The 12,227-nt window shown below is 54.0% G+C and carries 12 protein-coding genes; 4 read left to right on the top strand and 8 right to left on the bottom strand.

Going from position 1 to position 12,227, the window contains the following annotated elements; genetic code table 11:
- Together H7B90_RS05135 and H7B90_RS33650 are read right to left on the bottom strand one after the other, a co-directional pair.
- On the bottom strand, nt 1-557 hold a 557-nt coding region (locus H7B90_RS05135; protein WP_185134786.1), incomplete at its 3' end, for an ORF6N domain-containing protein.
- A 13-nt stretch (nt 558-570) separates the two neighbouring features.
- Entirely contained in the window at nt 571-744 is a 174-nt protein-coding gene (locus tag H7B90_RS33650) for a helix-turn-helix domain-containing protein (RefSeq protein WP_376701716.1), read from the bottom strand.
- A gap of 211 nt (nt 745-955) precedes the next feature.
- Here H7B90_RS33650 and H7B90_RS05145 point away from each other — a divergent pair, with 211 nt between their 5' ends.
- Both H7B90_RS05145 and H7B90_RS33655 read left to right on the top strand, forming a co-directional pair.
- On the top strand, nt 956-1,447 hold the full coding sequence (locus tag H7B90_RS05145; protein ID WP_185134787.1) for a helix-turn-helix domain-containing protein: 492 nt from the start codon (nt 956-958) through the stop codon (nt 1,445-1,447).
- 18 nt (nt 1,448-1,465) lie between these two features.
- A complete protein-coding gene (locus H7B90_RS33655) occupies nt 1,466-1,681 on the top strand; it encodes a helix-turn-helix domain-containing protein (RefSeq protein ID WP_185134788.1) in 216 nt (71 codons plus the stop codon).
- Between the two features lie 183 nt (nt 1,682-1,864).
- Here H7B90_RS33655 and H7B90_RS05155 read toward each other — a convergent pair whose 3' ends face one another.
- A complete protein-coding gene (locus tag H7B90_RS05155; RefSeq protein ID WP_185134789.1) occupies nt 1,865-2,215 on the bottom strand; it encodes a LytTR family transcriptional regulator DNA-binding domain-containing protein in 351 nt (116 codons plus the stop codon).
- Nucleotides 2,216-2,358: 143 nt separating this feature from the next.
- Here H7B90_RS05155 and H7B90_RS05160 point away from each other — a divergent pair, with 143 nt between their 5' ends.
- Nucleotides 2,359-3,504, top strand: a complete 1,146-nt coding sequence (locus H7B90_RS05160) for a site-specific integrase (protein ID WP_185134790.1) — start codon at nt 2,359-2,361, stop codon at nt 3,502-3,504.
- 89 nt (nt 3,505-3,593) lie between these two features.
- Here H7B90_RS05160 and H7B90_RS05165 read toward each other — a convergent pair whose 3' ends face one another.
- Genes H7B90_RS05165 through H7B90_RS05175 form a run of 3 tightly spaced genes read right to left on the bottom strand, consistent with a single transcriptional unit; the run spans nt 3,594 to nt 6,393 of the window.
- The gene (locus H7B90_RS05165) at nt 3,594-4,580 is read right to left on the bottom strand and encodes an ABC transporter permease (protein ID WP_185134791.1); all 987 of its coding nucleotides are present in this window, start codon (nt 4,578-4,580) and stop codon (nt 3,594-3,596) included.
- The gene (locus H7B90_RS05170; protein ID WP_185134792.1) at nt 4,573-5,550 is read right to left on the bottom strand and encodes an ABC transporter ATP-binding protein; all 978 of its coding nucleotides are present in this window, start codon (nt 5,548-5,550) and stop codon (nt 4,573-4,575) included. The genes H7B90_RS05165 and H7B90_RS05170 overlap by 8 nt, the downstream gene beginning before the upstream one ends.
- 15 nt (nt 5,551-5,565) lie before the next feature.
- Nucleotides 5,566-6,393 carry a GDSL-type esterase/lipase family protein gene (locus tag H7B90_RS05175; protein ID WP_185134793.1) on the bottom strand — a complete coding sequence of 276 codons (828 nt, stop codon included), beginning with the start codon at nt 6,391-6,393 and terminating at the stop codon, nt 5,566-5,568.
- Between the two features lie 589 nt (nt 6,394-6,982).
- Here H7B90_RS05175 and H7B90_RS05180 point away from each other — a divergent pair.
- Nucleotides 6,983-7,912 (top strand): transposase, encoded by a 930-nt coding sequence (locus tag H7B90_RS05180; protein WP_185134794.1) that lies wholly within the window; start codon nt 6,983-6,985, stop codon nt 7,910-7,912.
- Nucleotides 7,913-8,392: 480 nt separating this feature from the next.
- Here the strand turns inward: H7B90_RS05180 and H7B90_RS05185 are convergent, their stop codons facing one another.
- Nucleotides 8,393-10,195: an ABC transporter ATP-binding protein gene (locus H7B90_RS05185; protein WP_185134795.1), complete on the bottom strand. Its 1,803-nt coding sequence runs from the start codon at nt 10,193-10,195 to the stop codon at nt 8,393-8,395.
- Nucleotides 10,192-11,979, bottom strand: coding sequence for an ABC transporter ATP-binding protein (locus H7B90_RS05190; protein ID WP_185134796.1), 1,788 nt, complete (start codon nt 11,977-11,979; stop codon nt 10,192-10,194). Before H7B90_RS05190 ends, H7B90_RS05185 begins: the two co-directional genes overlap by 4 nt.
- Between the last annotated feature and the right edge of the window lie 248 nt (nt 11,980-12,227).

A 12,227-nucleotide genomic window follows, 5' to 3' on the forward strand; every position in this document is an offset into this window, starting at 1 on the left:
CTTTCGTAATTCAGGTTAATAGAATTTCTCCAATCCTGATTTCTTTGAAGAAGTGTAACTTGTATTTCACTAATTGTACCTTCGATCTTTTCTGCCTTTTCATTTGCTGCTTCTGCTATTCTTTTTGTTTCAGCTTGTTCTATCTGGCTCCGTGCTAATCCATCCCACAACTGCTTAAACATTTGAAGCTCTGGTGTTAATTGAGTGATATCGATCAAGTTATTGTTACGTTCTAGCTTCTCGTAGTAGTCATCTACAAGCGCTTCGTATGCTTCCCACGCTTCGTCTGTATTTAATGATTTTGCATGCATCCATGCACCCTTCTTTGTCCAAAGGTACAGGATTGAAGCGAATTTAAGGGTGTCATCAATTTGAATGGACCCTTTAAACTCCTTTAATTCATCACCCTGCAATGCGAAATAGTGCTTTCCCTCAATGTATCTGCTTCTATTTCGAGCGAAATTATTATTGAGCCGATCTGAGTCAGTACCAAAATTAACTGCTAATTGTGTTGTCATAAGTACTCGATGACCTTTGTACTCAATTTTATTATCCATTTTCTTTCCCCCTTTAGGACGCTTCGTTTTTTTTGATTTCGATAATGTCACCAACTTCTACATCCAAGGCTTCACATACACGTTCTAGCGTCTCAAATTGAACGCCTTTGCCTTTTCCGTAGTACAAAGCCCTGAGAGTAGCTTTTGAAACCCCGGTTTTTCTAACAAGCTCATTTACTGTACGGATTTTTTTTTCGCCATTACAATGGGCAGATTAGATACAATCATTGTTTCACCACCTTCCTAAAATGAATTACTTATATCTCTTAGGGATAGACATCTACCCCATAAAGATATTTCCATAATACCCCTATTCTCCGGTCATGTCAATAACATTTTGGGATAGACTTCTACCCCTAAGGAAATACATATGGTATCATACGATATGAGGTGATACTATGATCCGATGCAACTTAGCCATATTAATGGCCGAGAGAGAATTAAAAATGATCGATATTACAGAAAAGACCGGTATTGCAAAAGCTACAATCAGAGCGCTATATCATAACCAAGGAAAAGGAATCCAGTTTGAAACAATGGATACATTGTGCGAGTTTTTAGATGTTTCACCAGGAGAACTGTTTACAAGAGTCGAATTTAAGGTGGATCTTCTCAAGGTGGAAGAACCCGAAGAATTGAATTTTAAATTATATATAGAATTCCATGTCGGCGAAGAAAGTTTTACAGGCGAATTCTTAACAACATTCTATGTTGTTAATGGTGAAGACAAACTTTCAATAGACATGAGATATTCAAAAAAACTAAATGAAAAATTGAAGTCAATACCAAGAATTTATTTGCAATACGAAATAGCTAGGTTGTTAGATCCAATGATTGAAAAAATTCCTCAACATAAAAATGGGATCAATGCCTATATGATTGTTGAATAAAGTTAAAGGAGCACAACGATGCGGTATGCGCCGGATCGTTGCCTGCTTCGTCAGATCCTTAAGAGTAGAAAAATACCCCAACGTTGGTTATGTGAAGTAACCGGATATCCAGAATCACAGATATCGGACTACGTTAACAATAGAACCACGATGGGGTACGCGACGGCTGTAACGATAGCCAAGCACTTAGGGATTCATCCAGAGGAACTTTACACCTGGAAGGTCATCGACTGACGAACAGGCTCGGAGAGGTTTTATTCTCTCCCGATCCGGCGCAATCTTCAAGAAATCTTGAAGTTGTTAAGCGCATCATTTGTTCCTAAAACCAATTATAATGGGGAATAATCAGAAATTGTGTAGGATTTTGACTGAATCTAGGACTTTAGGGTAAGCAAATTAAGCATGCTAAGTTTTTCTTTACTTTTTCCGTTTTCTTGATCTCAGCGCTACATTGATCGTCGTATCATCATCAAAGATAATTATCATCCCTTGATCGGTCATCGTCTTATCCTTAACACGAGCCGAGTTAACCAAGATCGAACCATCCATCTGCTCGAATCCACGAGGAAGCAGCGCAGTAGAAAGATCACGCAAGGTAAGCAAAGGCGCATACGATCCGTGCGACGTATGGTAAATCGGTATGTGATGCGATTTTCCCTTAGGGCGTATGACATTTATGTAGTTGACTTCTCCAATTCGAAATTCTACAAAGTCGGATGCCTCTCCGACTCGCTGATCCAAGCGGACTCCAATTAATTTGAATGGCATTATTTTCTCCTGACTTACCCATGATGTCAGAACAATCATAATTCTATCTCAGAAAAATTTCCTTATGAAAAATATGGTTGTTACAGGGATTGCGGCTTCCCAAAAATCACAAATCACCGATACAATACATCTGAGGTGATATCGTGGCATCCTTCAAGCAGAATCCAAACACCGGATACTGGTACTTCGTAATTGATGTAGGGAAAGACATGATTACCGGCAAGCGTAAGCAGAAGACCATAAGCAAGGATGACAAGGGACGCAACTTTGAATCGGAACGAGCTGCCCGGAGATACGCAGTTAAGGTCGAGGAAGAAATCGAACGAGGTCGGAAATTTGATTCCGTTAAGTTTTCGGACTATCTGAAGGACTATTTCGAGAAGGTGGCTGTAGAGAAGATATCCGAAGTCACCTACAACCAACAATGGATGACGACACGGCTATACATCATCCCTTATCTCGGTCATCACAAGATCGACAAAATCAACGATGAGATCATCGAGAAATATTACGCGAAGCTATTAGCAAATGGTGTATCACGGGCCTATATTGCTTTAATTCGGATCGTACTTAGCAAGGCATTCAAACATGCGTTGAAGAAGCGACTTATAATGGAAAATCCGATGTACCTGGTCACCACTCCAGCCTACAAACCAGAATCCAAAACGGTATGGACACCGGAACAAATCGACCACTTCCTTGAGGTCACGAAAGAAAGTAAGTTCTATGCACTGTATATACTTGCCGAGAGTACGGGAATGCGGCGAGGCGAGATGTTAGCGCTTGAATGGGATGATATTGATTTTGAGAACGCAAGAGTGACGATCAATAAGTCCTTGAAGTACACTAAGAAGAAAGGTCTCCATATATCCGGGCCGAAAACCGAAAACAGCCGAAGAACGATCACGATCCCCCAGTATACAATCGAGGTTCTAAGGGAGCATAAGAAAAATCAGCTTGAAGGGGTACGAATCGTATTCGACAACTTTGGAGAATATTATTCCCCTGGGCTTGTATCCGATAATTTCTTAAGGGACTGCAAGCGAAGCAACCTTCCATCATCAACCCTGCACGGCCTGAGACATGCACACGCATCTTACCTGCTCTCTATTGGGTACAGCGTGGCAGATGTCGCAGCGAGGTTAGGAGACACCAAAGAAACGGTCATGAAGACGTACGCTCACGTGTTGCCGAACACACAGAACGAAATCGCCGCCGCTCTCGACCGCCGCAAATGTGTGGATAAACAATCCCCAATCGATCAAAAATCCCCCGAAATCTGTGAATAAATCTGTGGATGTGATATCCTACGTGAAATAGCGTGATTTCAGAACGCCGAGACCAAGCACCACATAAGGTCTCGGCGTTTTCAGATATTTTAAGCTAAGATGTCTTGCTTCGTAAAGACCGCAAACGCCGTCGCCAGCGCCGCGGCTCCCCAGACGCCGAGAACGGCGAGGGAAAATCCGAGCGTCATTCCCTCGATCGGAGGCGGCGTTCCCTGCAAATAAACGGTCAAATCGAGGTTGACGTTGAACAGATATTTGGCGCTGTGCCATGAGGAGGCCATGTTCGCGAGGATCATCCCCGAGATGACGGCCGCCATCATCGTCACGAGGCTGGCCGCCGTGCTGCGGAGCAGAACCGACACCATGAGGGCGATCGTTGCGACGACTAGCGCCGAGAACCAGACGAGCCCCATCTCCATGAGTAGGTACGCTCCCCGGGTCACCGCGTGCACGGCGCCAAGCTCGATGTCGGAGCCTTGCGGTTCGAAGCCGACGAACACCGGCTCACCCCAGCCCTCGTATCCGAACGCCAGACCGGAGATCAAGTAGGCGAGCGCGACCGTCGCGACGACGATCAGCGAGACGTATAGGATAAGCGTGACCCATTTGGACAAAAGGATGCGCCATCGTCGTACCGGCCGCGTGAGCAGCATCTTGATCGTCCCCGTCGAACGCTCCGCGGAGACGAGGTCGGAGGCGACGGCCAGCACCATGAGCGGGATGAACAGGGAGACCGAATTTTCCAGGAAGGAGCTGGTGAACGTAACGGCGTTCGGCGTGTTCGGGTTCACGTCATGATCCAGGTAGTATTGCAATTGCTGAACGAGAGCCCGGCGCCACCGCTTCCATTCTTCCGGGATGCGTTCGCTGGACAGCGCGTTCGTGTTGTCGGTGATCCGCTGCTGCAGCTCCGAACGCCAATCCGCGAACTTCGAAGCGTTATTCTGGGCGATCTTCATCTGCGCGTAGACGAAGACGGGGATGAGCACGATCAGCACGAGCGCGACGACGGCGAACCTTTTTTTGCGCCACACCTTGATCGTCTCGTTATGGATGAGAGCGAGGAGATTAGCCAACCGATTCACCCTCCGTCAACTTAAGGAATAGTTCTTCGAGCGAAGGAGCCGTTTTATGGACGGCCAGAATCCGAACGCCCGCGGCGACGAACCTCTCGATCCATTCCGGAATCGACTCCTCGTCCATGACTGTGACGATCGCCCCCGGGAGAGAGGCTAGCAGCGCTTCGTCGATCCGATGCTCGCCGTCTCCTACGATCGCGACGTCCCCGCTTCCTTCGAGCAAGCGGAGCCCCGCTTCCGGCTTGTCGAATTGCCACAGCGTATACGAGCCGGCCTGCTTCACCAGCTCGTCGACCGAGCCGACGGCGATCACTTCGCCGCCCGCGATGATGGCGACCCTATCGCACATCAACTGAATCTCGCTCAGCAGGTGGCTGGAGATAAACAAGCTCATGCCGGAGTCGGCCAGCTTGCGGATAAACTCGCGTAGCTCCTTGATCCCCTTCGGATCGAGGCCGTTCGTCGGCTCGTCGAGGATAAGCAGCCCGGGGGAGCCGAGCAGCGCCTGCGCGATGCCGAGCCTCTGCCTCATTCCGAGCGAATACGTCTTCACCTTGTCGTGAATGCGCTTGTCCATCTGCACGATGTCGACGACTTCCCGGATCCGCTCGCGGGTGATGCCTTCCTGCATGCGTGCGAAGTGCTCGAGGTTCTCCCACCCGGTCAGGTAAGGGTACATCTCCGGGTTCTCCACGATACAGCCGACGTAGCGGAGCGCGAGCTCGGGATGGCGGTTCACGTCCTCCCCGCAGACGAGCACTCGGCCGGAGGTGGGCTTGATCAGATCGACGAGCATGCGGATCGTCGTCGTTTTGCCGGAACCGTTCGGGCCGAGAAAACCGAATATTTCGCCGGCGCGGACGTCGAAGCTGACGTTTCGGATAATCGTTTTGCGCCCGATGTTCTTCTTAAGACCTTGCACCGATAGAATAACGTCCCGATCGCTTTCTATCCGCGTTTTATCCATCGTCTCGCCTCCCCCTTACTCCAGCGACTGTACGATTCTTGCCGCGATCCGTTCGTAGCCCTTCGCGTTCGGATGGAAATGATCCGACGACAGGTACGCCTTCACGTTCGATTCGAACAAGTCGTACGTAGGCACCACTGTCGCGTTCCCGTCTGCCGCCGCGAGCCGATGCGCGTAATCGTTCCAATCCAGGATGTGCGCGCTCATCGACCTCGCTTGCTCCATATCGTAGAACGGGTTGTAAAGCCCGACATAAACGATCCGGGCGTTCGGATTGATCCGGCGCAGCTTCTCGAAAATCTCGTCCAACAGCGGCTCCGTCTGCGGAATCAGCCGCTCGAGCAGCTCGGGGGACACGTCCCTTCCCTCGGCGATGGAGCCTCCGCTCTGCGCGATCTGGAACAGGTCGTTGCCCCCGATCGTTAGGAGAACAATGTCGGCTTGGGCGACCGCTTGTTGGACGCCTCTCTGCTCCAATTGGTCGGAAAGCCGGATCGCCGTCAGCCCGTTCACCGCCAGGTTATTGACCAGCTTGACGGGTTTGCCGCTCGCTTCCTTCAGCAGGGCGACCGTCCGTTTCACGTAGCCTTCGCCGGTCTCGTCGCCCGTTCCCCGCGTGAGCGAATCGCCGAGGGCGGCGACAAGCCATTGCGGCTTGTCCGCCAAGCCGCCCTCCGCCGCTTTGGGCGGCTCGGACGCCTCGGGGACCGCGATTCCGCGGGAAGGGAACCAAGCGTCCCGAAGGGCGGCCGCGAACCCGACCAGCATCAGCGCCGTACATAGCAGCATCGTAAGGCCCAGTATCGGCCACAGCCTGGAATTGCCGGATTTCCCCTTGGACATCGAGCGTTCCTCTCCTTTTCCCCGTCATGGCCGCGCGGCCTGTCTTCTTTTCAAGATAACGTTTCTTTGCCGGCATTTCAAATGATCGGTTCTCCGCTGCCCTACCATCTCCGCCCGGTCCCGCCTTCACGGCGCCGTTATATATCTCTCGGTCTCGAAAGGGGCCATTATCCCTTCCGCTCAGGGGGGGATTTGCCGGTGCCCGCTCCAGTGACCGATTGCTTTTGCAGCCGCTATGCCACTATCCCTTCGAATCAGGTTGTACGCGCCCCCATCAAAATGCTGTCCCACGCTCCACTATCCCGTCCCGTCAGGAGGTCCATTCCGCTCACCTGCCGTCTCCTGTGCCACTATCCCCTCGAGTCAGGATAACGGGATGCCCCTCCTGCTAAGCACCATGCCATTATCCCTTTGGTTCAGTGGAGCAAGTTGCAGGGATTGTATCGAATTCCCCCTCCGCCCGCCACCTCCGAATGAGGTAAATTGCCCCCCATATTTCTTCCAGACAAATCCACAAATCCTTGCAATGAGAACATTTGTTTGCTATAATAAAAACACGAACAAATGTTCCTATCGGGAGGCGGAGCCTATGAATTCGGAAGATTGCTCTTTCGCAGATTTTTGCCGGCGGTTCGATACCGAGCAAGCCTGCGCCGACGCGCTGTTCCAGGCCCGGTGGCCCGACGGCTTCCGCTGCCCCTCCTGCGCCGACTCCCGTTACTATCGGATCTCGACCCGCCGATTGCCTCTATATGAATGCGCCCATTGCGGCCTCCAGACGTCGATCATCGCCGGCACCGCCATGGAAGGAAGCTCGACCTCCCTTACCCGCTGGTTTCAGGCTCTTTTCTTGCTCTCTCAGCCCTCCGGAATCAGCTCTCTTCGCCTGTCCAAGCTCATCGGCGTCACGTACAAGACCGCCTGGCTCATCTCCCACAAGCTCCGCCACGCCATGCAGCGGGCCGATGCAAGCGAGACGCTCGCGGGAACCGTACGCGTTCAACCCTTTCATTACGGATCGCTCTTCTTCCTCGACAGCCGCCAGCCTCTGATCCTGGGAGCTTCGGTTAACGAGCAGAACGAACCCACCCATGTGAAAATCAAGCAACCCCACCCGAACCACGTCGACAACGAGCAAAGATCGGTTCTTAGGTTCGGACTGGACGCGTTCGAGAAGGATCATACCGACGGGCAACAGGTGACGCACCACACGCGCGCGGACAAATCCCTCCCCGTGTTCAAGCGGCTTCAATGGTTCGTCGGGACTTGGCTGAACGACACGTTCAACGGCATCGGCGCCAAGCACCTGCAGGCGTATTTGGACGAGTTCGCCTTCCGGGTCAATCTGAAGCTTCGCAGCGTTCCGGCGTTCGGCGCCTTGCTCGGTTGGTGCGCCTCGACGCCGACGATTATTTATAAGGAACTGACCAAGGACCGGCCGGTTCTCCCCGTTCCATGGCGGATGTGGGGCAGCCGTTCGAAGTGGAGAGGCCGGCATCTCCGACTCTGGACGGCCTAGGATCTTTTATCTACTGTAGGCTTTTTTATCGATCCATCCATTATCTATTGATGGCTTTCCACCTCTGACTTATATCCAGACTCTTAACTCCTAGAAGTTCGTATTTTAAGAAGAGCCAAGGATGGATTCCATAACTGAAGCGCTTTAGTGCTTTCGTTTAGCCGTTTCTTTTCTTTGTCCTTCTCCTACCTTCGTTTCCGTAACACGGATCGGATTTGCCCCCCTGTTTATGCCTGGACGATATTGTCTTTTTTCAATCAAAAAACTGAGCGGATGGGATAGCGGCCTATGTGCGGGGTTTGCGGATGGAGTCGGTTGAGCCCGCCTAAGCGACCTCCGAAGAACCTGAGGCAACGGGATAATGGGACACTGATCGAAAAGACGAAATATGACTCTCGACAAGGTTAAAATTAGCGCCGAACGTAAGTGCGAGAGCAAAAGAAAAAGCCTCCCCCGATCGATGGGGAAGGCCGTGAGGCGCTAAGCCGATAAGAAGCGGTATTGGGCTTCGATAAGGCCTCTATAATGGCCGCCAGGCAGCTTCATGAGCTGATCGTGATTGCCTTGCTCGACGATGACGCCGTGGTCGAGGACGACGATCAGATCGGCATGGCGGATAGTCGACAGCCTGTGCGCCACGATGAAAGAGGTGCGGTCCGCAAGCAGCGTGCCGAGCGCCTCCTGGATGCGAAGCTCCGTCTCCGTGTCGATGCTGGCCGTCGCTTCGTCGAGGATGAGGATGCGAGGGTCGGCCAGCAGCGCGCGGGCGAAGGACAGCAGCTGCCTCTGCCCCATGGAGAGCGCGCTGCCGCGCTCCTGGACTTCGGTGTCGTAGCCGTCCGGCAGCTGCGAGATGAAGTCGTGGGCGCGAACGGAGCGCGCGGCGGCCTCGACTTCGGCGTCGGTCGCGTCCGGACGCCCGTAACGGATATTGTCGCGGATCGTTCCCGAGAAAATAAAGGTGTCCTGCAGGACGATGCCGATCTGCGAGCGCAGACTGTCCAGCTTCGCGTCTCGGACGTCGATTCCGTCGATAAGCACGCGCCCCTTCACCGTGTCGTAGAATCGGCACAGAAGGTTGACGATCGTGCTTTTGCCCGACCCGGTATGGCCGACGAGGGCGACGGTCATGCCCGGCTCGATGTCGAGGTCGATGCCGCGAAGGGCAGGACGGTCCGCCTCGTAGCCGAACTCGACGTTCTCGAACCGGACGTGGCCCCGGACGTCCGGGAGATCGACGGCGCCCGGCTTCTCGCCGACGGCCGGCTTCTCGTCCATGTATTCGAAAATTCTCTCGGCCGAGGACATGGAGATGAGCAGCTGGGAATACATCTGCCCCAGACGCGTGATCGGTTCCCAGAAGTAGCTGACGTAAGTAATGAAGGCGACGAGGACGCCGACGGTCATCGCGCCGGATTGAATGAGATGGGTGCCGTACAGCAGCAAAATCAACGTTCCGGCCGCGGAGGTAATCTCGATAACGGGGCCGAACAGTTGGTTGAGCGCGGAAGCGAAGTTCCACGAGCGAATGTTGCTGCGATTCATCCCGTCGAAGAAGCCGATGTTCTCCTTTTCCTGAGCGAACGCCTGGGTCACCCGTATTCCTTGGATGCTCTCGTTCAAATGGGAATTGATTCGCGATTGCTTGATGCGCACCGTCTGCCAGGCGAAGCGGATCCGCTTGCGCAAAGAAGCGGAGACGACGAACATAAGCGGCACGGTAATCATGACGGCCAGCCCAAGCTTGAACTGGAGGCAAAGAAGGATCACGATGATGCCGAGCAATTGCGCGATATCGATGACCGAGTTGACGACGCCGTTCGTGAATAGATCCTGCAGGGAGTTGACGTCGTTCGTCACCCGCACGAGCACCGATCCGGCCGGCCTCTTGTCGAAGAAGCGGAACGACAGCCCTTGAATATGTTTGAACAACGCGGTGCGAAGATCGTAGATGACCTTCTGCCCGATCTCGTTCGTTTTCAGAATCGTGTATCGCTGCGCCCACCATCGGAGCGCGTATAGGACAAGCATGCCGGCCATAATGCCGTACAGAAGGCCTTGGTTCGGATCGCCTTCCCGCGGCTGGATCGCGCGGTCGATCGCCATGCTGATCAGGAACGGGATAGCCAGCTTGGTCAACATGCCGAACGCGGTCATGACGAAGACGACGCGGTTGACCTCCGTTCGATAAGGCTTGATGTATGTGAACAGCCGGGCCATCTGCTTCCAGTTGAAGCTCTTCTCGATCAGATCGTCGTCTTGGTATTGGAACTTCCGGCTCATCCGCTTACCCGCCTCTCTCCAGCCGCGGCCGCATCCAGTTCATCCGGACGGTCGGCGTATTGCGCGCGGTACGTCTCACGGTACAAGCCCGGTTGACGAAGAAGCTGCTCGTGCTTCCCTCGCTGGACGACGCGCCCGCGGTCGAGAACGACGATCTCGTCGGCATGCCGGAGGGAAGAAATGCGATGGGCGATTATAAACGTCGTTCGACCCGCCATCACTTTGCGAAGCGACTGCTGGATGACGTGTTCGGTCTCCATGTCGAGCGCACTGGTCGAATCGTCGAGAATAAGGATCTTGGGCTTCAGGAGCAACGCGCGGGCGATGGCGATCCGCTGCTTCTGGCCGCCGGACAAGCCCATCCCTCTCTCCCCCACGATCGTATCGTAGCCCAGCGGCAGCTCCATGATGAACTCGTGCGCTTGGGAGAGCTTCGCCGCTTCGATAATCGCTTCTTCGCTCGCGTCCGCCTGCCCGTAAGCGATGTTCTCGCGGATCGTCGTCGAGAACAGGAACGACTCCTGGAAGACGATGGCGGTCTGTCTTCGCAGGCTCTCCAGCTCGATGTGGCGGATGTCGACGCCGTCGAGCGTGATCGCTCCTTCTCCGACATCGTAAGCTCGCAGGAGAAGCTGGACGACCGTCGATTTGCCCGAACCGGTTCCGCCGAGAAGGCCGATGACGGAGCCCGGAGGGACGTCCAGATTAAAGCCGAGCAACGCGGAAGGCTGATGCTCGTGATTCGGATACCGGAAGCTGACGTCTTCGAATTGGACGTGTCCTTGAACGTTGTCATCCTTCAATTCGAGCGCGCGATCGGCGCTTCGGATCGTGACCGGCTGATGAAGCAGCTCGAGCAGCCGCTCCCCCGCCGCCTTCGATTGCGTGTAGTTGTTGATCTGGAACCCGAGCGTCCAGAGCGGCGCCACGATCATCCCAAGCATGCCGTTAAGCGAGACAAGGGATCCCAGCGTCAACGAGCCGTGAATGACCCGGATTCCGCCGGCTAGCAGCAGCAGAACGACGCTGAGGTTGGCGATGAATTCGATGACGGGGAAATACTTCGCCCATACAGCGGCGAGGGCCAAGTGGTTGTCGCGGTAATTTTCGTTGCCGCCCTTGAATTTGTTCATCTCGTGCTTCTCGCTCGCGAACGACTTGACCGTGCGAACGCCCATGATGTTCTCCTGCACGCTCACCGTAAGCCGTCCGACCGCCGCGCGAATGGAACGGAACACCGGATGGATGTGAAGCTCGAACCGGATGGCTACATACGACAGCACCGGGATGATGGCGAGGGTCATCAGCATGAGCGGCCAATCGATAATTGCCATCATGGTGAAGCCGAACAGGACGAGGAACGCCGTGTTCATAAGCTGCGCGAACCCGAAGCCGATGAAGTTGCGGATGCCTTCGATGTCCGCGGTAAGCCGGGACATAAGGTCTCCCGTCCGGGCGGAATCGTAGAACGAGAAAGGCAGCACCTGCAGCTTCTCATAGCTGGCGTTGCGCAGCCGGTAAGCCAGGCGGTTGCCGAGCCGGCCGCCGCTGAAGCCGTGCACGTACTGGCAGCCGGCCTTCAGGACGACGATGCCCACCGCCAGCAGCGCCAGTGCGACGAGTCCGTCGAATTCGCCGGGGACGATCATGTCGTCGATCAGCACCCTCAGCAGCAGTGGATAGACGAGCCCGAGCGCCGTCGCGGCGGCGAGGCCGAGCACCGACCCCAATAGGAATCCTTTGTCCTGCCAGAAAAAAGCTTTTAACCCTCGGAATACGTCCAAATGATGTCAGCCCTCCCAGTCGATCGGATACGACGGAAGCATAACAGGAACGAACCCCCCCTTCAAACGCCGTTAGAAGGGATATCGGGGTCTCAGCCGGGACGACCGGAAATCAGCGGCGGTTATCGGGGACCATTCTCCATAATCATCGCTTATTCTCCCCCTCTTCCCCTCATCCGGGTCCATTCGGCCGGATAGGGCCGGAAAAACGTGAAAAGGCTTTCTCGCCCCGCAAAAACGAGGCAAGA

The sequence above is a fragment of the Cohnella xylanilytica genome, from assembly GCF_014212175.1.
Lineage (GTDB): Bacteria > Bacillota > Bacilli > Paenibacillales > Paenibacillaceae > Cohnella > Cohnella xylanilytica.